Here is a 24,490-nt window from a genome sequence, read left to right on the forward strand (position 1 = left end):
CCCTGTGATAGAAATATCATAGGGATTTTTTATGGAATTAACTTTCCCCTACAATCAAAATTAGAATATGCTAACTTTGATACAATTATGATTTTAATAGTTAGGGATAACGATAGTATGAGAAGCTTCAACAAAATAACTTGTATATTGTTCTTACTAATGACTTTTAATGTAAGTGCCAGTGGGTTAGCCAGCCTTTTATCTGATGCTATTGAACCTGAATTCTCAAAAATCATCGATGATATTTATACTGGATATTCTCTCATTGAGGATGACTTGCCTGAAATACCTCATTCAGCTATCGAAATACCTAGAGACATTTTCATTCCAGATTACAATTCGACGTTTAGCTGCGGTGGAGTTAGATCCTATAACTCTGATTATAGAGCTATTGAAATTAGCTATACCGTATACTTTCAAACCAGTAAGGAAACATGGATACCTTTAGATGGCAAAGTACAAGAACAATCATTTTGGCAAGTAAACCCAGTCAAGAATACTACGGCTTGGATCAATAAAGAAGAATAGACATATTATTTGCTGCAAGCAGACTCAAGATGTATCGAGTGTAATGATCTCATGTATGTTAAGCAGCGACCTTCACCTAAGACACTCTAAATTCTTTATTTAAGACAGAATCTATATAAATTCTTCGAAAACTAACAGCATCCGTGATTAAAGGCCTGTTCAGCACACCGACCTATCGCACAAAGCCTTTCAGCCAATCTAACTTCACCATATTTTCTAAAATCTTAAACGCATCTGGACTGAGTTTTTTTCTTTTCGATTTAACTTCATTGTAAGTTTATAAAAGAACTAGACCGCAGCGCCACGACCTTCTCAGCTTATAGATCGTATATGCAATACCCTATTTGGAATTGAATAACGAATATAAGTCCATTACTTCAATCTAACCCATTGCCTGTCGCAGGAAGATATAGGATGTATCGAATGTCGCGATCACATGGATGTGAATAAGCGACCTTTTGTACAGATTCATCTAAGGCACGCTGCATTCTTTATTTAAGGCAAGATCCATGTAAGCTCTGCGAAAACATCCATGTTTTCGAAGGTCTTAGACGCATCTGCACTGGGATTATTACTTCTTCGATTTAACTTCGTTTTTATATTCAATATAGAGCAAAGCCGCAAAGTTCAGTTGGCTTGAGTGCATCAAGAAAATTACGTGAGTCCTGACATGGATGTCAGGCTAGCTTTCGAGGGGAAGGGACGCCCCATTGGAAGCGTTAGTGATTTTTGAAGATGCACGAAGCAGAACCAAATGAAGCTAAAAGCTAAATAATACTCCGTTGGAAATTTTGCTTTTTAAATTTCGCCGGAGCGCTGAGGGATTATCAAGGGGGACAAGCGCTTTCCCCCTTGATTCTGGTGTGGGCGAAGCGCCACGACTTTCTCAGCCGATAAGTCGTATGTGCAATACCCTATTTGGTATTTAATAATGAATATAAGTCCATAATTTCAATCTAACCAATTGCCTGCCGCAGGCTTTTGTACAGATTCATCTAAGACACGCTTCAAGTACGTCCATGTAAGCTCTGCGAAAACATCCATGTTTTCGAAGGTCTTAGACGCATCTTCACTGGGATTATTACCTCTTCGATTTAACTTCGTTTTATATTCAATATAGAGCAAAACCGCAGAGTTCAATTGGCTTGAGTGCATCAAGAAAATTACGTGAGTCCTGACATGGCCTTTCTCGCACATCCATGTGCTTCAAGGCATTTTGTGCATCCTGCACTTAAGATATCAGCTAGCTTTCGAGGGGAAGGCACGCCCCATTGGGAGCGTTAGTGATTTTTGAAGATGCACGAAGCAGAATAAAAACGAAGTCAAAAGCTAGATCCATCCTTGTAGAAATCTTTCGCTTATCAGAAAATTTCGTAAAGGCGGCAGGGTGTTCCAAGAGGGTATTGCTGTTGATACCCTCTTGGTCTGGTGTGGGCGAAGCGCCACGACTTTGATCTTGCTTTGAGCCGAAGAAAACAAAACTAAACGTCCCATCGTAAGCGTTAGTGATTTTTGAAGATGAACGAAGCTGAACCAAATGAAGCTAAAAGCTAAATAACACTCCGTTGGAAATTTTGCTTTTTAAATTTCGCCGGAGCGCTGAGGGATTACTCTTAGTATATAAAGTATGGGGACAAGCGCTTTACCCCTTGATTCTGGTGTGGGCGAAGCGCCACGACTTTGCTCTTAATAAAGTTTGCGAGAAAAGAAATTAAATAACTAAATATAGTCAATCACATCTAAGTAAATATGCACCAATATCACCTCAAATGAATAGCTAATCTAGTATCTTAAATTATTAAGCAATAGATCTTGTAACCCTATGCTTTTCTAGCAAGTTGTTACACTGCCAAAACATCGACTTATCCCCTGCATCTATGGCAGGATGTCGACCTAGTCACAAATTAACAACAAATAACACCGACTATTTACAACACCCCATAAGAATAAAAATAGGGATAGCTTTATGTCTGACTCTCAACTCAAACAACCTAGTTTGTTTGACGCCCTTGCACCTGTTATCGCCCTTATCACCATGCTGGGCGCTGCGGTGTACCTTTTCTCTTCTGATAGCTCATCTGGAGCAAACCAAATTGCACTGATTCTCGCCGCTTGCATTGCCATTTTAATTGGTTACAAAAATGGTTACAGCTGGAACCAAATGGAACGTGGCATCATTAAAAGTATTGGTGTCGCAACTGGCGCTTTACTGATCTTATTTACTGTTGGCTCCCTAATCGGTACCTGGATTTTAGCCGGCACAGTGCCGACAATGATTTACTACGGTATGCAAATCCTCCATCCACAATATTTTTATGCTGCCAGCTGCATTTTATGTGCCGTTGTAGCAATAAGCATCGGTAGTTCGTGGACAGTAGCAGGTACTATTGGTATTGCCCTTATTGGTATCGCTTCAGCGATGGGCTTAGATATCAATATCACTGCTGGTGCAATCATCAGTGGCGCTTATTTTGGCGATAAAATGTCACCATTATCTGACACAACCAATCTAGCTCCTGCCGTTGCTGGCTCAAATATCTTTAGTCATATTAAGCATATGACTTGGACCACTGTGCCCAGCATTATTATTGCCTTAATCGTGTTTACTTTTTTAGGTTTATCAGCCGATGTATCCAGCTTTAACTCGCAACTAGGTGATACGCTGACATTACTAGAAAATACTTACCAACCTGGGCTGCATTTATTACTACCATTATTAGTTGTGCTCTTTTTGGCAAATAAGAAAATGCCCGCCTTTCCAACCGTGATTATTGGTACCTTAGCGGGTGCTATCTGCGCAGCCATTTTCCAGTTTGATAATGTGATTACTTACGTTAACGACCCACAGTTATTACCAGTAATTGCCATCATTAAAGGCATTTGGATTGCGATGTTTGATGGTTATGTGGCTAATACTGGCGATGCCGTGCTCGACAACCTATTAAGCCGTGGCGGCATGAGCAGTATGGTGACAACAGTCTGGTTAATATTATGTGCTATGGCTTTTGGCGGCGTGATGGAAGTGACAGGCTTATTAGCTCGCTTACTTGAAAGCATCATGAATTTAGTGACTGGCACCAGCAGCTTAATTATCACCACTCTTGGGGTCTGTATTGGCGCTAATGTGATTACTGCCGACCAATACATTGCCATCGTATTACCCGGTAGAATGTTAAAAATGGAATATCAAAAGCGTAAACTTGCACCTGTCAATTTAAGCCGCTCTTTAGAAGATTCAGCAACTGTCACTAGCCCGCTGATCCCCTGGAATACTTGTGGCGCCTTTATGGCAAGTACCCTAGGCGTGGCGACTATCGCATACCTACCCTACGCTATTTTTAACTTAGTTTGTCCGTTTATCAGTGCGTCTTATGCCTATTTCAATATTAAAATTGAGCCATTAGATGAATCAACGCTCAGTGAAGAAACTCAAGCAAGCTAGCCTTGGTAGTATCGATGTATAAAATCAGTATTAACCGAATTTATCTTTGAGCCAGCCATAATGATAATAACCCCATTGCCCTAGCCGTCTTGCTTTTGCAAACGGCATCGGCGGTAATGGGGTATTGTAAAGCGGTAAGTTCGGTAAGGTTTCTCCTGCAATACTTTGTGCCAGTCTAAAGGCAGCTTGAGCGCTAAATGATACGCCGGCGCCGCAGTAACCTAAACTATATCCGACACCATCTTTGCCATATACATGGGGCATGTCATCCATTGATGCTGCTATCCACCCAGTCCAGTTATAAGCAACCTTCTTTCGGCTCAGATGTGGAAAGCACTTATCCATCGCAAGTTTCAAACGCTGACCATATATCGGTTTAGCTGCGTCCTTGCCCCATACGGCCCCACGGCCCCCAAACAATAAACGGTTATCGGGCAGCAATCTAAAGTAATACTTTAATATTCGAGTATCCATGGTCACTTGATGACTATGCAAACCTGCCGCTTTTAGCTCATCTGCAGTTAATGGTTCAGTGACGATTATATTGCTCAGTATCGGCAAAAACTTATCATCTATTCTTTGATTCAGCTGCTTAGGCGAATAAGCATTACCCGCCATGATCACCTTATTGGCTAACAGTTCGCCTTGATCCGTTACTAAACGGTGCTTTCCATTTTCCTCTATCCAGTCACGCACACAGGATTGCTCGTTAATGGTTATTCCCTGTTTTTCAAGCATGGACTTATAACCCAGTAATAGCTTAAGAGGGTTAATTCCAAAGCCGTCATTCAGCCTTAACGCACCATAAGCTTGATGGTGGTTAAGGTACTGCTCTCTAAAGTGTTCAGCAGTAATAAACTCGGCTGTAAAATCGCTGCCTTGGGCCATATTTTTTTGAATATATTCGGCTGCCGCTTTAAGGTTTTTTAACGCTTTTGGATTATGAGCGACCTTGAGATAACCTTTATCTTGTGGCTCACACTGAATGTGATGTTGCTGTATTAATCCTTCAACTCGACTTACCGCTTGACTAAATTCACTGTAGATCCCGCGCGCAGTGTCTAGATCCCAACGTTCAGCCATTGCTGAATACCCCAAACGACCAGACCCTTTTAATACAAAACCCGCATTGCGAGCGCTAGCGCCAAACCCCACTTGATTAGCCTCAAGCACACGACAATCAATGTGGTATTGTGTCGCTAAATAATAAGCCGTCAATAGACCAGTATAGCCGCCGCCAATAATAGCAACGTCTGTTTGCTGAGAACCTTTGAGTGAGGGAAGTAATGCGGGTAATGATTGTGTCCTCGCCCAGTAGCTATGCGCAAAAGGCTGCTTAGCAGGTGATTGATTAATTAAGGGATCATACAAAGCTTGAGGCATGTTGGGTACTCGCGGTTAACACCAATGTGGTCATACAGAGAAATGTTAAAATGAGTTATTTAGTTAAACTCAATCACCATTTCACAGGCTGTACAGTGGCAATCATCGCCGCATATCACGCACAGATAATCACTATTGTCTTGCTGCTGGTTCCATCGACTCGGATGCTCTTTAATCAATTTACCGCCAGCATGAGTAAAGTAGCCCACTGCTGAATTTTTAGGGCTTTGTTTCCACAAATGACTCACTCCAGCTGTCGCACCTTGCGCTTTTACTGCTTTGATAGAGGCTTGTAGTAGTTGCGAACCTATGCCTTGCCCTCTAAGCTCTTGAGCCACTGTATTGCACTTGAAGTAACACATTTGATCGGGTGAAACTGGCCATTTTTGTGGTGTACACCATTTATCAATTGGCCAATTGCCCGCTGCATAGGTCAGTCTAAACCCAGCTATTTTTGATTGTTCTTGCGCCTGATGTACCGATGATAATTGTTCATTTTCTGCGATAAAATGGGCATTAATATTATTTTTTATTCCCATTTGATAAATATTTTCCAGCGAAGGCATGTCTAAGTAACCTTCACCATGCACTAAATTACCTAGCTCAATAACCTGTTGAAAATCTTCAGGAGTTAGTGTTCTTATTATCATTTTTACACCCTAAAATTTTACTATTCACCATCACGATAACACAAAAAAATCGCTCAAATAAACGATGTTAAACTTTTGTGATAATTTAGCGATAACCCAGTGAGATCCCTTTGTCAGAATCATTATCAATCAAACAAAAGGAGCTCTGTTATGAAATCATCAGTCTTAAAGACATCAACACACAAAAATTTATCAGTCAAAACCAGCTTGTTAACCCTTGGATTAGTTGCAGGCGGAATATTTAGTGCTCAAGCATCTGCAGCTGATTTAGAAATTAGTGTCGTTAACCTAACCCATGGTAATCATTTCACCCCTCTACTGATTGCTGCTCATGATACTGACAGTCACCTTTTCCATGTCGGTGAAATGGCCACGCCTGCCTTACAAAAAATGGCTGAAGGCGGCGATGTTGGTGATTTAGATGCCGCCGTAATGGGTGCTGGTGGTTTTACCGCTGTTAACCCTGCAATGGGATTATTAGCCCCTGGCGCGAATGTAAGTGAAGTGATGCTCGACTCTATGGATATGACACATTTATCGATTGTGGCAATGGTATTACCAACCAACGATGCCTTTATTGGTTTAGATAGCTGGGAAATTCCGACTGAGGCAGGCAGCTACACTGTGTATTTAAATGCATATGATGCAGGTACAGAAGCCAACGATGAAATCGTCAATGGCGGCGGCATGTCAGGTGTTCCAGGTATTCCAGCTGCTCCTGGCGGTGACGGAGGTATGAATGGTACTGGTGTTATGGATGGTTCTACTAATGCTTATGTTCACACTCATCCAGGTGTGCTTGGCGATACTGATGCAGTAGGCGGTGCCAGTGATTTAGACAGTCGTATTCATCGCTGGTTAAACCCTGTGGCGAAAGTTGTTGTTACCGTCAAATAAGGGGGAATCGCAATGAGATATTTAACGAATACGTCCAAAAAACGCAGTCATCCATACAGTTTGTCAGCCGTAGCACTTATCGCTGTGATTGGGTTAAGTGGTTGTTCTGATGACGATGATGACTCACCAACACCGGCACCAGTGACACCAACGCCGCCAGCTGTGGTAATGCAAACATACACTGTCACTGTTACGAATTTAACAGCTAACCAGCCAATGTCTCCCATTGCTATCGCCTCTCATGGTGATGATGTCATGTTATGGCAGGCCGGTGAAGCAGCCAACGTTGCACTAGAGAAAATCGCAGAAGGTGGTGATGCAGCAGATGTTGCTGCGATTGAAGGCATTACTTCAACCGTCAGTGGCGCTGGTATTTTAATGCCAGGGATGTCAGAAACCATTACCGTGACACTCGAAGAAGCCGATGTAGCCAACCTCACGGTTGCCACTATGTTAGTGAACACCAATGATGCATTTACAGGCTTAAACAGCTATGACATCAGTATGCTCGCAGTGAGTGATTCAGTATCTATGCGTGGCATGGTTTACGATGCAGGAACCGAAGCAAACTCAGAAGCACAAGGCACTATGCCTGGACCTGCTGATGGTGGTGAAGGCTACAACGCTGAACGTGATGATGTTGATTTTGTCCATATCCACCCTGGTGTTATCACTATGTATGATGGGTTAATGGATAGCGTATTAACGCCTTCACATCGTTTTGATAATCCAGCGGTTTCTATCTCGATTAGCCGTACTGAGTAAGTGATGCGAATGCATAGCTAATTAGATTGTTCAGCGATAGATTAAATTCTGTTTGATAACATTATTTAAACAATTTGAAATTTAATCTGCCCAAGTCAGGTCTGCTCAGTAGGGATCTGATTTGGGACATTCTGGATGAACGATAGCACTAAGCATAACGGCCATCAGATAAAGCCGCATATTTTACTTGTGGAAGATGAACAAGACTTAGCAAAACTTATCATGCTCAACTTAACGGCATTAAATTATGAAGTATTTCATGCGACTACGTTAAGTCAGGCAATGCAAATCATCGACACAAAAAACGCTCGACCTCATTCTCATGGACAGGATGCTGCCTGATGGTGACGGCATCATGTTATGTCAGCAATTACGAGAAGCAGAAAAGTCATTACCAATAATGATGCTAACTGCAAAAGATTCTGAAGCCGATATTGTTTTGGGGTTAGAAGCTGGCGCTGATGACTATTTAGTGAAGCCATTTAGCGTATTAGAACTTAGAGCCCGCGTTAAAGCCATGCTAAGGCGCAGTAAGGTTCAACAAGTACAAACTGAGCAATTGGACTTTAATGGGGTCACCATTAACTCAACCACCCGAGAGGTCGTATCCAATAACAGCCCACTTGAACTCACCGCAAGAGAGTTTGATTTACTGTTATTTTTAGCCAAGCACCCACTCCAAGTATTCAGTCGTATGCAATTGCTAGAGGCTGTTTGGGGTTATAACTATGATGGATACGAGCATACGGTAAATAGCCATATTAATCGTTTACGCAGCAAACTTGCCCGCAGTCCAGGTCATCCTGAGCTCGTAAAAACAGTGTGGGGAGTGGGTTATAAATTTTCTCCACCAGAAGCGTAAATGGATTATTTTTCTCTGATGTTACCAAGGCAGGCCAGTCATTATGAATCGACTATTTAATCGACTATTTCTTTCAGCGACATTGGTTGTGCTTATTCTGTTCATGGCGTTATGGCAATGGTTGCAACTCAATCATGAATTTAGTCGTAACCAAATTCAGCAATCTTTGCATCTCGAATTGGCTGAGCATATGGCACATATCAACCCATTACTCTCTCAAGGCATTACTTCTGATGCGGCATTAAAAGAAGCGTTTCATGATTTTATGTTACTTGGGCCCAGTTTTGAGATCTACACACTCGATCCAGAAGGCCGAGTCGTTGCTTATGATGCAAAAGAGGAGAAGATTAAGAAAAACCGAGTGAGTTTAGATAAAATTGAACAGTTTATAGCACGCCGAGATTTACCTATCTTAGGAACAGACCCTCGTTCGACTGAAACTGAGAAGATTTTTTCAGTCAGCCCACTTATCACAGAGGATGGCCTTCACAGCGGGTATTTATACGTGATTATTGGCGGTGAAGATTATGACAGCTGGCAGTCGCTGATTAATTCTGAAAACCAGCCTAAACTATGGGGCGCTACGATTGGTTTTTGGGTGATATTTGCCTTGATATTGTTTGTATTATTATTAGGCTTTTTTACCCGTCCAATTCAAAAGTTAGCCAGTGATTTAACGCGTCTTAAAGCGTGTTCGTTTGAAGGGAATTCCTTCGACAGCAGCCTAACTCTCCCAAACCGTTATAACGGTAGCTTAGAAATCAAAAAGCTCAGCGAACATATTAACCATTTACTGCAAGAGCTGAATAATCAACATCAACAAGTTAAACGTCAGCAACAAGCAAAACATGACTTTTTACTGCATTTATCCCACGATTTAAAAACACCGCTCACCTCTTTATTAGGATATATAGATACCTGGTTGCTCTGCCCACCAAATGAGCGCCAACCAGAATACATAGAATATGCGGCTAACTCAGGGCAAAACTTACAACAATTACTATCGCAACTGCTTGAACTTGCAGCACTAGAAAACGGTCAGATTAGCGCTCAAATTAAACAAATCAATTTGCGTGAGTTGTTACTCGATTTGAATCAGACATTTGCTCCTAGAGCTAAAAAGCTGGGAATAAGATTACAATTTAATATTACCGATGAATTACAGGTTTATACCGATCCACAATTGATGCGCAGAATACTCAATAACCTTGTTGATAATGCGCTCAGATACACCCCTAAAGATGGCACTATTACCATTTACAGTGAAACGTTAAATGGTCAAACTTGGCTAGCCGTTAAAGACACGGGGGGCTGGTATGCACAAGCATGAAGTGGACGCTTTAAAACAATTATCAATGCAACAACTTACCTTTTCACCAGAACAACCACTCCCACAATTAGGTGTTGGGCTTGCAATTGTTAGACAGCTCCTTGAGATATTAAAGTGCCGTATAAATATCGATAGTCAACCTGGTACAGGAAGTTGCTTTCATATTGAGCTGCTTTCTTCAAGTCATTGAGTGTTATGTGAGTAATCGTTACTCCGATTTTGATTACTCACTTTTTTTACAAGTTAATGAGCCACTTTTCTACCCATCGCATTTGAATGTTGATAACATAAATTCAACAAGCACCGTCCGTATTAAACGAACAATTATTATTTTAAATCGTTTGCAGGTAGATACAGCATGCACCCAATATATTCAGATGAACTCAACCTTCCTGATGCACCTTTCGATGCTCCTAAACTCAATTATGAAAAGCCCGAAGAAAATAAAAACTTTTGGATAATTGATAATTTCTTTTCTGAAAAGCAAGCAACAGAGATTGCCAATCGCTGTTTCATGAAAAGTAAGTGGAAGCTTGGCAAGCCTTATACTAGTGAGTTATGGCCTGGTATGCGCTCTAAAAACGCCTTGAAGAAAAAAGAGCTCTTACAAGTAGAAAACTGGATAAAAGAAACCCTAAAAGTCGATAAATTATGGGTTGCTGAATCAAACAGTGTCGTTGTTGATACAAACACAGCCATTTTGGTTGGGGCTGATGAAGGAGCGGCAAGGCCTCATGTTGATAATCGGCAGCTTTGTCGATACGGCGCCGTGCTTTTTTTAAGTAAAAATCCTAAACCACACTCTGGAACCTCTTTCTATCGCTTGAAATACGCGAATGAAGCTGCTGGCGGTAATCTAGTACAAAAACCCTATAACAATTTAGTGGATGCGTTAAACACCGACAGCTTACCTCCAAGTGCTTGGTATGAAGACGAAGCCATTGAAAATAAATTTAATCGCCTCATTTTATTCAAAGGCAATATGGTTCACAGCGCCAGTAGTTACTTTGGTAAAGAAAAGAGAGAAAAAAGACTCGCGATTACTTTCTTCTATATGACAGAGGATTAAACGTATAATTGCTCAAAACATCAAAGCCAAAAACAACAAAGCCACCTATCAAGGTGGCTTTACGTATCAAGTCAATTAATAACGAACCTTGTATGTCTACAATTAATCGTTATAAATTGATTGATATAAGCTTTTAATTTTGTGGAAGAAAAGACTCGCAATACCAGCAAACAAGCTAATCCACATCAATAATACTGAAGCAACTGTGATGTATTGCCCCATGTAATAATCAGCATTGGCGACATAGATGTAATGGGTGCCAGGAAGCAAAGCAGCAAAAATAGCGAAGAACACTAAAGCAACAATAATTTGAATTTTCATATTTAACTCTCTTTTAGCGAAGGCTACTAGATGTGGCTTCCATCCCATCGTGAAACAAAACTAGTTAGCATAAAATATTTATTCTCAGAATGTGTATAAAATATCAAATTAACTCTCTGAAGAATTTTGCAAAGATCACAAATTAGAATATCTCATATTTACTTTGTGACACATATCACCACACCTTTAACTCGATGATTCCTATAAGCTAGTTCAGCTTTAGTCATTCGTCACTTTTTTCACAAATAAAAAAGACGAGCTAAGCTCGTCTTTTTTTACGCATCTTCACGACGCCTCAAACTTCATACCCATTACTTGTGGTATTTAGCCGATAACTCATGCACAGAGTTGATGAACGAACCGGCATGCTCAGGATTAACATGCTGGTGAATACCATGACCCAAGTTAAATACGTGGCCAGTACCTTCACCGTAAGATGACAAGATTTGGTCAACTTCTTGATGAATACGCTCAGGTGATGCGTAAAGTACTGATGGATCCATGTTACCTTGAAGGGCAACTTTTTCACCAACACGGCGACGTGCATCACCGATATCAACAGTCCAGTCTAAACCTAGTGCATCACAACCTGTTTCAGCCATAGATTCTAACCATAGTCCGCCACCTTTAGTGAATAAAGTAACTGGCACTTGGCGACCGTCTGCATGGCGAGTAAGGCCATCAACGATTTTTTGCATGTAACGTAGCGAGAACTCACGGTAAGCATGGTGAGATAATGCACCGCCCCATGAATCGAAAATCATTAACGATTGAGCACCGTTAGCAACTTGTGCGTTTAGGTATAAGATAACTGAATCAGCTAACTTGTCTAAAAGCATGTGTAGTGTTGCTGGCTCTTCGTAAGCCATTTTTTTGATCTTTTCAAACGTCTTGCTTGAACCACCTTCAACCATGTAGGTTGCTAGTGTCCATGGAGAACCAGAGAAACCAATTAATGGTACTTCACCTTTTAGTTCACGACGAATGGTGCTAACAGCACGCATAACGTAACCAAGCTCATCTTCAGGATCTGGGATAGCTAGCTTTTTGATAGCGTCGATTGTATCTGTAGGACGCTCGAAACGTGGACCTTCACCGGTTTCAAAATATAAACCTAAGCCCATTGCATCTGGAACAGTAAGAATATCTGAGAATAAAATTGCAGCATCTAAATCATAACGACGAAGTGGTTGTAGCGTCACTTCACATGCTAAATCTTGGTTCTTACAAAGAGACATAAAGTCACCCGCTTCTGCGCGAGTCGCTTTATATTCAGGTAGATAACGTCCAGCTTGACGCATCATCCAGACAGGGGTTCTGTCAACAGGCTGTTTTAATAAAGCGCGTAAATAACGATCATTCTTTAATTCTGCCATGGGGCTTGATTCCTAAACATATAGTGATATCCGCTGGCGCGTAGTTTAGCACTTATGCGATTAATGTAACCAGCAATGCTAAATTAATGTGAAGTAACACCCCAACTAGTATCGAAATTGCTAATGTAATCGTTATCACGCTCACAATAATACTCATAATTAGGTATAGATTAGGCTAATTGGATAAAAAAGTTGCACCTATTGTTAGCGTTTGGTATAAAAAGTCTGCGCTAGCAAGAACAATCAAGAAGCACGATAAATCGAGCCCTTAAAAAATCTATTTGCCCAGTGATAGCTTGCTATCACTGGGCATTTTTCTTTCTGAACTCCACAGTTTCATTATTTTTTACAATTAAAACGTCCTTCTTCTGGTCGATCCATTCGATCTTTTACAGAAAATAGTTGATCAATAGTCACTTTCTCTCATACATTAAGTGTTATGGATTAGTTGCAATATTGGATTTCGTTATGCTGACAAAACTAGAAAAAGCCGAACAAAAATGGGGCGGTTCTAACAAGCTTGTCGATCAATGGCTACAACACCGTAGAAATTTACTGATCCAATACTTCAATATTGCCGGTCTAGCTCCTTACACTGCGCCAGAAAAAAGCCTTCCAACCACAGAAACGGTCAAGCAATTTTGTGCACAATTAGTGGACTACGTTTCCGAGGGACACTTTGAAGTGTATGACCAAGTGGTCAACGAATGTGAGAAGTCTGGTGAAAGCAGTAAAGCCCGTGCACAACAGCTACTGCCTCAAATTAGCGAAACAACCGATGCTGCGCTTGACTTCAATGATAAATATACAGAAGTTGAAAGTGACGATGTATTGATGGACTTAGACGCCGATTTATCAAAATTAGCTCAAGCAATGGAAACGCGTTTTGCTTTTGAAGACGAACTTCTTGAGCAACTTTACGAACATCATTCAAAAGCGGCCAGTTAACGCTATTGCCAATTGTATGGGTGCTAGTCATTACCGTTAGCGCTGAGCATTTGCACATAAAATTAGCGCTTAAGAATAGTTTAAACCATTAGCTTTCCATTGCCCGCTCACAAGGCATACTCAGTTATACCTTCATTTACGCCAGTTATCTGGTAATTCCACCTGCGACCATAAATCGTTGCACAACATTTGATGTTGATGCCAGTCGCCTTGCTTTAACCATTTCACTAAAGCATCACCGACCTGTGGGTACTGAATAGGCTTTGGCGATGCAGACTTTAGCCAACGTTTTAATATACTGCCATCTAAAGTGTCCATGCTTTGTGCAGCAGCAAGTAATTCTAATGCGGCCACATTAGATGACTGCTCAAATTGACCTAATAACGGTTTTACCAACAGCTTTTTGCCAAGTGTCATGGCTTCACTGGCCAGTTCAAACCCTGCATTGCCTATCACGCCGCCACATTGTGACATATGGGCTTTAAAACCCGTGCGATTGAAACCGAACCAATTAATATGGTCTGCCAATGCTATATTCGGCTCTGCAGCATGATAGACAAAGAATTGATATTGATTAAAAGGCGCCAAGAACCGAGCAATCTCATCTGGGCTTTCAAAAGGCAAATACACCAAAATCTGATGATGGTGATCACCGCAGTTTGGCTCGACTTCAACAAAAGGCGGAATAATTGGAAAACCAAAGTGATGCCAGTGGCAACCTAGTTTAATATCTGTTGGAGCGAAGTTATTCAGTAAACGTTCGTCAAGCCAACTCATCCCTTGTTTAGGCACAGGATACTGCAATGCAGCTTGATGGCTGATGCTTATTGATGTGACTCCCTGTTTTTTTGCTGCCCAAGCCGTCACAGGCTCAAAATCATTAATCACTAAATCATAATCAGATAAGTCCATGTGCTGCACTTCTGAGAAGATGGACGTAGAAAGATTGCGTCTAATGGTTTTTGGCAGATTAACTCGCCCACCTTCTGTCATAAATGACATACCTTTTCGCAGCTGAAAGTCACCAAAACAATCCATATCAAAATATTGATGTTCTTCTCGGCCACTGAATAAAAAATCGACCTCTATATCCGTTTTACTCAGTGACTTCGCCATCACACGTGCACGGCTAATATGGCCATTTCCTGTACCTTGAACACCGTATAAGATTTTCATAAACGCCCTTGATTACCTGCCACTAATTTCTACATCCCACAAAATAAAAAGAGTTAAATACCCTGTGGTTAAATAAATTGCTCTGCCATGCTCACCGCTCCGAGCCCTAATGCTATTCCAGCTAAGATATCTAATGGGTAATGCACGCCAAGTGCGATTCTCGATAAGCCAATTGCCATAGCCCAAGTAAATGCCATCACAGCCAGTAATGGGAAAACATGCATCACGACTGATGCCATAATGAAGGCCGCCGCCGTATGCCCAGAAGGCAGGCTAAACTTATCAGATGGTTGAAAATCAGATTCAAACCCTGCAAATGCGGCGCAGGGACGATTGCGACGAATAAAATTTTTGAGTAATAAATAAAGAGGCAGCTCAATAATATAGCTGACTAACATAAGGTTGAAAAAGTGGCTTCCTTGAGGATGTAGAAACAACAATCCAACGGCCAAATACACATAAATATGGCCATCACCCGTTGCAGAGACCTGCTTAGCAAACTGATTAAGCTTATGCTCACGACAAAAGGTTAATATATGACAAAATAACAACTTATCTAAGTTTGCTATATTCACCATCTCGCTAGTCCTTTGGGTTATTTATTATTCAACCATGATTAGGACTGTAAATATGACCAATGACGCTGACATGACATTCTGTCGAAAGTTTTATGACAATGACGAATCTGATACTGATATCAAGTGTCCGCAATAACCGTCATAAGAGGAAGTGATATCAGACCACAAACAGGCAAGCTTGCATCAGCCTTTATATGTCAATAAAGCGTTGGATCTGACATAAAGATAAAAACGAGAGAGGATATATTAAGCGTGGTTGGTAAATAGTAAATTTCAGTGATGGATTAAGGTGCCCAATAAAGGCACCTCGCTTGACCATTTTTACGCAGACGCTTCAGATAAGCTTTCTGACTTATTGGTACGATAGATTTTGATCAAGTGGAAAATATTGATCCCCGCAACGAAGGCATTCATACCTGCTACTGGCCATGCTTCAATTTGCACACCGTAAATAACGAATAATGTACAACCCACAAAGTTTAACCAACGTAGCCAGATAATATCTTTCATCATTAATGAAATAGCCACCATAACTGATGCGCCATAACCTATGATTTCAACAACGTTTAACCCTTCCATAAGAACCTCTCATTAAGGCCCTCTGCCATCCATAAGCGTTACGGGGGGTCCGTGCCCCTAAAGCAAATAAAACAAACTGCATTTAATTAAGCGCTGATATTAACAAAAATTCATACAAGGTTGTAATAAAAAACCGTAATAAGATGACTAAGATCAATATAAACATCCTAATCCAGCACTAATGTAAGTTAGTTTCCTACAACCTAGCCTCAGGTGCGATGTTATGGGATTTCTCAACATCAGTTTATAAATCAACTTGTTGGTTTATCGTCATCTGGTGATGAATATCGCTTTTAATTTCACAAAAAGCTCATATAATTCATTTAAGATTGCTTAACTACTAGCGAGAAGTAACAAATCGCTACCCCCAAGGAGTGTCACTATGGAATACAACACCTCAGAACTGTGTGATATGTATTTAGATGTTGTTGATGTCGTAGAACCTATGTTCAGTAATTACGGCGGTACGAGCTCTTTTGGTGGTTCTATTAGCACCATTAAATGCTTCGAAGATAACGGCCTTATCGCAGATGCACTGCAAGCAGATGGTGAAGGAAAAGTATTATTAGTTGATGGCGGCGGTTCGATGCGTCGTGCACTAATCGATGCTTCTATTGCCGAGATAGCTGTTGCCAACAAGTGGGAAGGCATCATTGTTTATGGTTCTGTCCGAGATGTCGACACACTTGAAGAAATGGACATTGGCATTCAAGCACTCGCTTCAATCCCAATTGGCGCTGATGGTAATGGTGTCGGTGAAGTTGAAATCCCAGTTAATTTTGGTGGTGTAACCTTCTTACCTTGCGATCATATTTATGCTGATAATACTGGCATTATTTTATCGCCAGAAGCTTTAGACATCGACTAATAAACTTTCACCTTGTGAAGGTTAATTGATAACTACTGTCATATCATGAGCAGTCAAAATTAAAGCCAGCTTTGCTGGCTTTTTTATTTACTGTAATAGAACATTGTTTAAGCTAAATCTGCTTTACTCATTCATCACTGTCATGAACAATAGTGACCCAAGACATCATAATAAATGCGCTAAAAAACCTTGTAGCGCAACAATAACGAACCCAACCTCGATAACAATAATACTTAACACGAGATAGAGTAGGTTTTTATGCTACAGATAATGACGCACGAAGCAATTAAGCAGTTTGTCTCCCCCCGTGATGGAGAGACAAAATTAGGACAAACAGTGCACGTGCTTGCACCATCCTTAACTAACAGTGCGGCGCAACAAGAAGCTTTACACCAGTTTAAATCCCAAGGCGGACAGTTCGTTATTCTTGGGATCAGCGAAGATGCAGGCCCTAGAGCCAACCTTGGTCGAGGTGGAGCAAATACGGCTTTTGAAGCAACGATGTCGCAATGGTTGAACTTGCAATCAAACCGATACCTTCATGGAAAAGAATGCCTTATTTTAGGCAACCTCCTACCTCGCCATCTCGATGACAATGCCACTCAAGCCGACTTATCAAAAGCAACAGCAGAATTAGATGAGCAGGTTATCAACCTCGTCAGTCAAATATTTGCAGCACAATTAACGCCTATAGTGATCGGCGGCGGTCATAACAATGCTTATGGCCTTTTAATGGCTGTAAAAGGTCAATTTAATCAAGCTGCTGCGGCGGTCAACCTCGATCCACATAGCGATTTTCGACCACGAGAAGGTCGACACAGTGGCAATGGATTTAGCTACGCAGCTGCCAATGGTGCATTAAGTTACTACCATGTACTTGGATTACATGAACTTAAAAATAGCGAAGCGACACTAGAACAACTCAGTTTATTTGGTGGTCAGTGGCATACTTTCCAGCAAATTTGGGTCAGACGAGAAATCAGCTTAACTGCGGCATTAACCCAGATAAGTAAGAATATTAATCAAACCCAATTACCAGTGGCGTTAGAGCTTGATGTCGATGCTATCGCTAAAATGCCGAGTAGTGCCTCTACTTTTGCAGGAATACCACTACTTGATGCCTGCCACTACGTCAGTTATATGGCTAAACATACTCAAACTGCATACTTACATATTGCTGAAGCTGCACCGCAATGTCATGAAGCGGGCGAGTCTGCTGGCAATAGAGATGTGGGGCAAAGTGTGAGTGAATTGATTTATGCTTATATTCAAGCCAAGCAACCGCAACACTATTAAAAAACACAAAAACAACTTTAAATCAGGATGTTACCGACATTCAATTTAAGACTAGGCGGTCATACAGGCAAAATGATAACGCCTACAAAGTATCAAGCACTGCGTAAAGTTGAACCCAGTGTTTAATTAAGGCGTATGATATTGACAGTTATGCTGTATTTGCGCCATTTGAGACTATTCAATATCGAGTCGTTTTGTGGTCTAATGCAGAGCAATTTTTTGCAAAGCTGCAAAACGATTTTGGTTTGCCACTTTCCACGCTGTTTCTAGTAAACTTGATCACACTCTCGCTGATTAAAGTTTCTGCAAAGCAAGCAATGGCATACACTCGCAGTTAATTATCGCACATTATAGGAATACACAAATGTCTGAGGGCGACCCAAAGAACACGCATTTTGGTTATAAAACCGTTGAATCAGAAAAGAAAGCTGACTTAGTTGCTGACGTATTTCACTCGGTTGCGGCTAAATACGACATTATGAATGACGTGATGTCTTTTGGTGTTCATCGTTTCTGGAAACGTCACACCATTGCGACAGCGGGTGCACGTCCAGGTATGAAAGTGTTGGACTTAGCAGGTGGAACCGGTGACTTAACCGCAAAATTTTCACACCTCGTTGGTGATCGTGGCCAAGTGATCTTAGCTGATATCAACGACTCTATGTTGAAAGTTGGCCGCACTAAACTGCGTGACAAAGGCATTGTAGGTAATGTTGATTACGTTCAAGCTAATGCCGAAGCTTTGCCATTTCCTGATAACTACTTCGACATCATTACCATTGCATTTGGCCTACGTAACGTCACCGACAAAGATGCCGCTTTACGCTCAATGCGCCGCGTATTAAAACCGGGTGGAAAGTTATTAGTGCTTGAGTTCTCTAAGCCTCAGCATGAAGTCATGCGTAAAGTGTATGATATGTATAGCTTTAAAGTATTACCTAAGATGGGTGCATTAATTACACAAGATGCTGACAGCTACGAATACCTTGCTGAATCAATTCGTATGCATCCAGATCAAGACACATTAAAACAAATGATGGTTGATGCTGGTTTTGAACAAGTCGATTACACCAATATGACTGATGGTGTCGTTGCACTTCATCGTGGTTACAAGTTCTAATGCAACCGAATCATTTTTCACTCTTTGCTTGTGCAGGATTAGAAACGGCCATTGCGCAGTTACAAGCGCAAGACAAGGGTGAATATGCACGGCTTAAACAATTACACGGTAAAGTGTTTCGTATTCAACTAACCCAAGTTGAATGGCCACTTTACTTTGTTTTTGCCAAACAGATTCAAGTGCTCAACGCCTACGAAGGCGAAGTGGATGTCAGTATTTCAGCCGATGTCACGACCTTATATAAAGTCACTGACGGTGACAGCCTGACTGAGCTCATTAAAGAAGACAAATTGACACTGGATGGTGATATAAACTTATTACAAAGTTTTAGTCATTACTTGCGTCATATTGAGTTAGATTTTGCGGAGCCATTATCAAAATATATCGGTGATGCACCCACTCATTTGTTGATTTCAGGGGCTCAACAACTTGCAAGCACTGCTAAAGACATATTCTACAAATCGCGTTCCCATGTCGGTCAATTAACCACCGAAGAATACCGTCTTGCCCCCCATCAAATAGAATTCATTCATTTTCGTGATAATCTGGAAGAATTAGCAGATAACACCAATGCAATTGCGGACAGAATTGCATCACTAAGAGAAAAGATTACCCCATGACAATTGCCAGTATCAGACGTGGTTATCAAGTCATCAAAACTGTATTGCATTACGGCCTAGATGAGATTATTGCTAATAAGAAAACCCCCTGGTACTTCAGTTTGCTTCGCAATTGCTTCTTCTGGCTTCGCAATCAACACAAAGATAAACCCGCAGCAGAACGCTTAAAACTGGCGATGCAAGAACTAGGACCTGTCTACATTAAGTTGGGCCAAATGTTGTCCACACGTCGTGACTTGTTGAATGACGAGTGGGCAAATGAGTTATCAATGTTGCAAGACAGAGTCCCTCCTTTTGATTCAGCACTCGCTAGACAGGCTATTGAAGCTGAATTAAAAGCACCAATCGAAAGCTTATTCGATAACTTTGATGAAACCCCGCTCGCATCAGCCTCAATTTCACAAGTACATACTGCAAATTTAAAAGAAAATGGCGCCGAAGTGGTACTGAAAGTCCTTCGTCCCAATGTCGAAGCACAGGTGCAAGCCGATTTACAATTAATGTGTCAGGCTGCAGATCTACTTGAAAAGCTGTTAGGAGAAGGCAATCGCCTACGCCCTGCTGAAGTAATTGATGATTACCGCACCACAATACTAGGTGAGTTAAACCTGAATCTAGAAGCCCTTAATGCGGTTAAACTGCGCAATAACTTCTTAGATTCTGACGCCTTATATGTACCCTATGTCTATGAAGACTATTGCTACCCTCGTTTGATGGTCATGGAGCGCGTTTATGGTATCCCTGTATCAGACGTTGAAGCACTGAAAGCCCAAGGCACAAACCTTAAATTACTAGCAGAGCGCGGTGTAGAGCTATTTTTTACCCAAGTATTCCGCGATAACTTTTTCCATGCTGACATGCACCCTGGCAATATCTTTATTAGCCGTGAGCACCCAGACAATCCATTTTATATCGGTATGGATTGCGGCATCATGGGCACATTAAGCGATGTCGATAAACGATACTTAGCTGAAAACTTTCTTGCTTTCTTTAACCGAGACTACCAACGAATTGCACAGCTTTATATTGAATCAGGCTGGGTATCTGAAAACACTGACGTACTGGCATTTGAGCAAGCCGTTAAAGTGGTGTGTGAGCCGATGTTCAATAAACCATTAGATGAAATATCATTCGGTCACGTGTTACTAGAGCTGTTCCGCACAGCCCGTCAATTCGACATTGTGGTGCAACCACAACTGGTTTTACTCGAAAAAACATTACTTTACATTGAGGGGTTAGGCCGTCAGCTTTATCCTCAACTTGACTTGTGGTCGACAGCAAAACCATTTTTAGAGCAATGGATGTCTGAACAAGTCGGGCCTAAAGCGATTTTTGACAAAGTGAAAATGAAAAGTCCTTACTGGGCAGAAAAGTTACCTGAATTCCCAGAACTGATTTATGACAACCTAAAAGTGGGCCGAAAACTGCTGGGAACTCAGCAGCAAATGCTTGATAAATATTTAAAATTTCAGCACAAGGCCCATAAAAGCAATTACTTATTAATAACATCTGCTGTATTGTTGATCTGTGGCACACTATTATTAAATCAAGACGCTACACTATGGCCTTCTTATATTTGTATCACATCAGGTATAGTGCTTTGGCTCACAGGATGGAGATCCAGACCAAAGAATCGTAAATTTTAACTAGCACTTATTCATTAGAGGTTCATAATACTCGATGTAATAAAGGTTATAATTTTGACTTTATTCAAAATCACGTTTTTATTCTTATAGAGGAAATGTTCATGGGCGGCATCAGTATTTGGCAGCTTCTTATCATTGCGTTAATTGTTGTTTTGTTATTCGGAACTAAAAAGTTACGTTCTTTAGGTGGTGATTTAGGTGGCGCTGTTAAAGGCTTCAAAAATGCTATGAATCCTGAAGACGAAGAGAAAAAGTCTTTAGAAGATAAAGAAAGCACAGCGAAAACTTCTCAACAGGCAACTGAACAAAAGTCCGAGTCAAAGGACAAAGAACAGGCGTAATTCATTATGTTTGACGGTATTGGCTTTATGGAGCTACTGCTGATTGGTATTTTGGGGCTAGTGGTATTGGGCCCCGAAAGACTCCCGACTGCAGTACGTTCAATATCTGGGTGGATTCGCTCATTAAAGCGAATGGCAAACTCTGTTAAAGACGAATTAGAGCAAGAGCTTAAAATCGAAGAGCTACATGCTGACTTGAAAAAAGCAGAAAGCAAAGGTTTGTCTAACTTATCTCCTGAATTACAAGAGTCTATTGATCAGCTAAAAGATGCTGCGCAATCGGTTAATCGTCCTTATCAAGTAGAGGACATTAATAAAGATGCTGCAACAGCAAAACCAGCTGAAAGCGCCACTACAACTAGTGAGCAAGCAGCAGACTCGACCAGTTCAAATACCAAAAGCTAGCGGGTAATCAATGTCACAACAGCTACCTCTCATTAGTCATTTGCTTGAATTGCGTAATAAGTTACTCAGAGCTATCGGCAGTGTTTTGCTGGTATTTATCTGTTTAGTTTATTGGGCAAATGATATTTATCATTATATGGCGATCCCATTAATGCAATCACTGCCTGAAACAAGCAGCATGATTGCAACAGATGTAGCTGCGCCATTTTTCGCCCCATTTAAATTAACCTTAGTGTTGTCATTTTTTGTGGCAATTCCCTATGTGTTATATCAGGCGTGGTCTTTTGTCGCACCGGGTTTATACAAGCACGAAAAGCGCCTTATTACACCACTGTTATTCAGTAGTACACTGTTGTTCTATCTTGGAATTGCATTTGCGTACTACATTGTCTTTCCAGTTGTGTTTGGCTTTTTTACCAGTGTGGCACCAGAAGGCGTTACCGTTGCAACGGATATCAGTAGCTACTTAAGCTTTATTCTGAAGCTATTTTTTGCCTTTGGATTAGCCTTTGAAATTCCCGTTGCTGTAGTATTAATGTGTTGGGCTGGCGTAACCACTCCCGAAGAATTAAAGCAAAAACGACCATACATTGTCGTAGGCGCATTCGTCGTGGGTATGATGCTCACTCCACCGGATATTATTTCTCAAACAATGTTAGCTGTTCCTATGTTAATATTATTTGAAGGCGGACTCATAGCAGCTAAGCTATACACGCCAAAAGAAGATACAGATAACGAAGAGTCTAAGAGTGAAAGCACTGACAGCTAAGTAATGCATTTAATACTCATGGACTAGTAAAACAATAATAAAGAAGGATTCTGTTATGCGTTTAACCTTGGTTGCCACTTTTGCTTTGGCTATCACTTCTCAAGCTCATGCCTCAGTGGAAGAGCAATTGGCAACATGTGCCAGTCATACCGATAAACTGGACCGTCTAATGTGTTACGACGCATTAGCGGCCTCAGTTTCTACAGCAACATCTACACTTTCAACATCCCAGACTGCTAAAGCAGTCACTGCGCCTGCAGCAGTTGCAGTGACGTCAACACAAACAAACACAGCACCTGTTACGCCAACAGCGGCAGCAGCGCCAGTTGAAGCGAGTGCTAACACCGCTGAGCAAGAGTTTGGTTTGAAGAATGTCGCTGAAAAAGATGAACAGGAATTTGGTTTGAAACAAGTCGCTGATGACGAAGAAGATGTTCGTCTATATGCCGAAGTGTCATCCATAAAGAAAGATCCTTATGGTTCATTAATTGTGACATTAGCCAATGAGCAAACTTGGAAACAAGTAGGAACTGAGCGCTATAAGCTCAAATCTGGCCAAACCATCTTTATCAAAAAAGGCGCGCTAGGTTCATTTTTACTTGGTAGTGATGGCCGCAATTCAACCATGCGAGTTAAACGTCTCAAGTAATTATGTCTCAACATATCGATATTGCGGTTAACCTACTCAGTAGTCGGTTAGTAGCAGATATAGACACTATTATTCACAATGCAGCGGAGAAAAATGTATCTCCGCTGATTGTTATTGGCAGTGACCTATCTGAAAGTAATGATGCCATCACCCTTTGCCAGCAATACCCAATGCAGTTGTTGTCTACGGCAGGTGTACACCCACACCAAGCCAGTACTTGGAATGAGTCCAGTACAGCTGAGCTTCAATCCCTAGTGGACTCTGAGCATGTCGTTGCGATTGGTGAATGTGGTTTAGACTATAATCGTGACTTTTCTCCTCGAGATAAGCAACGAGAAGCATTCGATGCCCAACTGGCATTAGCAGTAAAACTGCAAATGCCAGTATTAATGCATTGTCGTGATGCCCATGACGACTTTGTTGAAATAGTATCTCAATATAGGCAACAATTACCTGCCGCTGTACTTCACTGCTTTACCGGAACAAGAGATGAGCTACTTGCTTGTATTGAACTCGATCTTCATATCGGCATTACGGGATGGGTGTGTGATGAAAGGCGTGGTGCTGAACTTGCCAGTATTGTCCCTCTGATTCCAGATAACCGGATTATGGTTGAAACCGATAGCCCCTATCTGTTGCCAAGAAGTATGCGACCTAAACCTAAATCGAGTAAAAACTTACCGCAATATTTACCTTATATTGTCGACTATATTGCTCAGCTTCGTGGGCAAACCTATGAACAATTTTCGGATCATTGTTACCGCAATAGCGTTAACTTTTTTAATCTAGGCAACAACTAATGCCTAGAGCACCGCTAACTCACTACAGTGCCATATTATTGTTCTCGCTTTTCAGCTTACTTTTTTGCGCAG

Annotated in this window: 25 protein-coding genes and 1 pseudogene; 19 read left to right on the plus strand and 7 right to left on the minus strand. The window is 41.2% G+C overall.

Annotated features, from left to right (window positions below):
- Positions 1–159: 159 nt before the first annotated feature.
- On the plus strand, positions 160–528 hold the full coding sequence (locus SJ2017_RS18835) for a hypothetical protein (protein ID WP_156003357.1): 369 nt from the start codon (positions 160–162) through the stop codon (positions 526–528).
- Between the two features lie 1,966 nt (positions 529–2,494).
- Entirely contained in the window at positions 2,495–3,970 is a 1,476-nt protein-coding gene (gene nhaC / locus SJ2017_RS18845; RefSeq protein WP_080916940.1) for a Na+/H+ antiporter NhaC, read from the plus strand.
- Positions 3,971–4,000: 30 nt separating this feature from the next.
- On the opposite strand, the gene SJ2017_RS18850 is transcribed toward nhaC, so the two are convergent.
- Both SJ2017_RS18850 and SJ2017_RS18855 read right to left on the minus strand, forming a co-directional pair.
- On the minus strand, positions 4,001–5,353 hold the full coding sequence (locus SJ2017_RS18850; RefSeq protein ID WP_167692944.1) for an NAD(P)/FAD-dependent oxidoreductase: 1,353 nt from the start codon (positions 5,351–5,353) through the stop codon (positions 4,001–4,003).
- Positions 5,354–5,412: 59 nt separating this feature from the next.
- On the minus strand, positions 5,413–6,003 hold the full coding sequence (locus tag SJ2017_RS18855; RefSeq protein WP_055023547.1) for a GNAT family N-acetyltransferase: 591 nt from the start codon (positions 6,001–6,003) through the stop codon (positions 5,413–5,415).
- Positions 6,004–6,153: 150 nt separating this feature from the next.
- Between SJ2017_RS18855 and SJ2017_RS18860 the strand changes: the two genes are divergently transcribed.
- From SJ2017_RS18860 to SJ2017_RS18880, 6 genes and pseudogenes are all read left to right on the plus strand, one after another.
- Positions 6,154–6,900, plus strand: coding sequence for a spondin domain-containing protein (locus tag SJ2017_RS18860; RefSeq protein WP_080916941.1), 747 nt, complete (start codon positions 6,154–6,156; stop codon positions 6,898–6,900).
- Positions 6,901–6,912: 12 nt separating this feature from the next.
- Positions 6,913–7,665 carry a spondin domain-containing protein gene (locus SJ2017_RS18865; RefSeq protein WP_055023548.1) on the plus strand — a complete coding sequence of 251 codons (753 nt, stop codon included), beginning with the start codon at positions 6,913–6,915 and terminating at the stop codon, positions 7,663–7,665.
- 135 nt (positions 7,666–7,800) lie between these two features.
- Positions 7,801–8,527, plus strand: a pseudogene (locus SJ2017_RS18870) (response regulator transcription factor).
- Between the two features lie 43 nt (positions 8,528–8,570).
- Entirely contained in the window at positions 8,571–9,857 is a 1,287-nt protein-coding gene (locus SJ2017_RS18875; protein ID WP_244899727.1) for a sensor histidine kinase, read from the plus strand.
- On the plus strand, positions 9,844–10,047 hold the full coding sequence (locus SJ2017_RS21770; protein WP_244899728.1) for an ATP-binding protein: 204 nt from the start codon (positions 9,844–9,846) through the stop codon (positions 10,045–10,047). Before SJ2017_RS18875 ends, SJ2017_RS21770 begins: the two co-directional genes overlap by 14 nt.
- A 168-nt stretch (positions 10,048–10,215) precedes the next feature.
- Positions 10,216–10,926: a DUF6445 family protein gene (locus SJ2017_RS18880; protein WP_055023551.1), complete on the plus strand. Its 711-nt coding sequence runs from the start codon at positions 10,216–10,218 to the stop codon at positions 10,924–10,926.
- Between the two features lie 102 nt (positions 10,927–11,028).
- On the opposite strand, the gene SJ2017_RS18885 is transcribed toward SJ2017_RS18880, so the two are convergent.
- Complete coding sequence (locus SJ2017_RS18885; RefSeq protein ID WP_055023552.1) at positions 11,029–11,247, minus strand: hypothetical protein; 219 nt, start codon at positions 11,245–11,247, stop codon at positions 11,029–11,031.
- 311 nt (positions 11,248–11,558) lie between these two features.
- Entirely contained in the window at positions 11,559–12,623 is a 1,065-nt protein-coding gene (gene hemE, locus SJ2017_RS18890) for a uroporphyrinogen decarboxylase (protein WP_055023553.1), read from the minus strand.
- Between the two features lie 468 nt (positions 12,624–13,091).
- Here hemE and SJ2017_RS18895 point away from each other — a divergent pair, with 468 nt between their 5' ends.
- Positions 13,092–13,571, plus strand: a complete 480-nt coding sequence (locus tag SJ2017_RS18895; protein ID WP_055023554.1) for an Rsd/AlgQ family anti-sigma factor — start codon at positions 13,092–13,094, stop codon at positions 13,569–13,571.
- Positions 13,572–13,703: 132 nt separating this feature from the next.
- On the opposite strand, the gene SJ2017_RS18900 is transcribed toward SJ2017_RS18895, so the two are convergent.
- The 3 genes from SJ2017_RS18900 to SJ2017_RS18910 form a co-directional block, all read right to left on the minus strand.
- On the minus strand, positions 13,704–14,747 hold the full coding sequence (locus SJ2017_RS18900; RefSeq protein WP_055023555.1) for an MJ1255/VC2487 family glycosyltransferase: 1,044 nt from the start codon (positions 14,745–14,747) through the stop codon (positions 13,704–13,706).
- Between the two features lie 68 nt (positions 14,748–14,815).
- Positions 14,816–15,325, minus strand: coding sequence for a phosphatase PAP2 family protein (locus SJ2017_RS18905; protein WP_055023556.1), 510 nt, complete (start codon positions 15,323–15,325; stop codon positions 14,816–14,818).
- A 321-nt stretch (positions 15,326–15,646) separates the two neighbouring features.
- Positions 15,647–15,904: a YgjV family protein gene (locus SJ2017_RS18910; protein WP_055023557.1), complete on the minus strand. Its 258-nt coding sequence runs from the start codon at positions 15,902–15,904 to the stop codon at positions 15,647–15,649.
- A gap of 382 nt (positions 15,905–16,286) precedes the next feature.
- On the opposite strand from SJ2017_RS18910, the gene rraA reads away from it, so the two are divergent.
- From rraA to SJ2017_RS18960, 10 genes are all read left to right on the plus strand, one after another.
- The gene (rraA, locus tag SJ2017_RS18915; protein WP_055023558.1) at positions 16,287–16,772 is read left to right on the plus strand and encodes a ribonuclease E activity regulator RraA; all 486 of its coding nucleotides are present in this window, start codon (positions 16,287–16,289) and stop codon (positions 16,770–16,772) included.
- Positions 16,773–17,042: 270 nt separating this feature from the next.
- Positions 17,043–18,068 (plus strand): formimidoylglutamase, encoded by a 1,026-nt coding sequence (locus SJ2017_RS18920; protein ID WP_420876291.1) that lies wholly within the window; start codon positions 17,043–17,045, stop codon positions 18,066–18,068.
- A 364-nt stretch (positions 18,069–18,432) separates the two neighbouring features.
- Positions 18,433–19,188, plus strand: coding sequence for a bifunctional demethylmenaquinone methyltransferase/2-methoxy-6-polyprenyl-1,4-benzoquinol methylase UbiE (ubiE, locus tag SJ2017_RS18925; protein WP_055023560.1), 756 nt, complete (start codon positions 18,433–18,435; stop codon positions 19,186–19,188).
- The gene (locus SJ2017_RS18930; RefSeq protein ID WP_055023561.1) at positions 19,188–19,808 is read left to right on the plus strand and encodes a ubiquinone biosynthesis accessory factor UbiJ; all 621 of its coding nucleotides are present in this window, start codon (positions 19,188–19,190) and stop codon (positions 19,806–19,808) included. The genes ubiE and SJ2017_RS18930 overlap by 1 nt, the downstream gene beginning before the upstream one ends.
- Complete coding sequence (gene ubiB / locus SJ2017_RS18935) at positions 19,805–21,454, plus strand: ubiquinone biosynthesis regulatory protein kinase UbiB (RefSeq protein WP_055023562.1); 1,650 nt, start codon at positions 19,805–19,807, stop codon at positions 21,452–21,454. Before SJ2017_RS18930 ends, ubiB begins: the two co-directional genes overlap by 4 nt.
- A 101-nt stretch (positions 21,455–21,555) precedes the next feature.
- Entirely contained in the window at positions 21,556–21,795 is a 240-nt protein-coding gene (gene tatA, locus SJ2017_RS18940; protein ID WP_055023563.1) for a Sec-independent protein translocase subunit TatA, read from the plus strand.
- Positions 21,796–21,801: 6 nt separating this feature from the next.
- On the plus strand, positions 21,802–22,200 hold the full coding sequence (tatB, locus tag SJ2017_RS18945) for a Sec-independent protein translocase protein TatB (protein ID WP_055023564.1): 399 nt from the start codon (positions 21,802–21,804) through the stop codon (positions 22,198–22,200).
- A gap of 10 nt (positions 22,201–22,210) precedes the next feature.
- Positions 22,211–22,969, plus strand: coding sequence for a twin-arginine translocase subunit TatC (gene tatC, locus SJ2017_RS18950; RefSeq protein WP_055023565.1), 759 nt, complete (start codon positions 22,211–22,213; stop codon positions 22,967–22,969).
- 55 nt (positions 22,970–23,024) lie between these two features.
- The gene (locus tag SJ2017_RS18955) at positions 23,025–23,618 is read left to right on the plus strand and encodes a hypothetical protein (RefSeq protein WP_080916944.1); all 594 of its coding nucleotides are present in this window, start codon (positions 23,025–23,027) and stop codon (positions 23,616–23,618) included.
- A 2-nt stretch (positions 23,619–23,620) separates the two neighbouring features.
- A complete protein-coding gene (locus SJ2017_RS18960) occupies positions 23,621–24,418 on the plus strand; it encodes a TatD family hydrolase (protein WP_080916945.1) in 798 nt (265 codons plus the stop codon).
- Positions 24,419–24,490 lie beyond the last annotated feature (72 nt).

The sequence above is a fragment of the Shewanella japonica genome (assembly GCF_002075795.1).
GTDB classification, from domain to species: domain Bacteria; phylum Pseudomonadota; class Gammaproteobacteria; order Enterobacterales; family Shewanellaceae; genus Shewanella; species Shewanella japonica.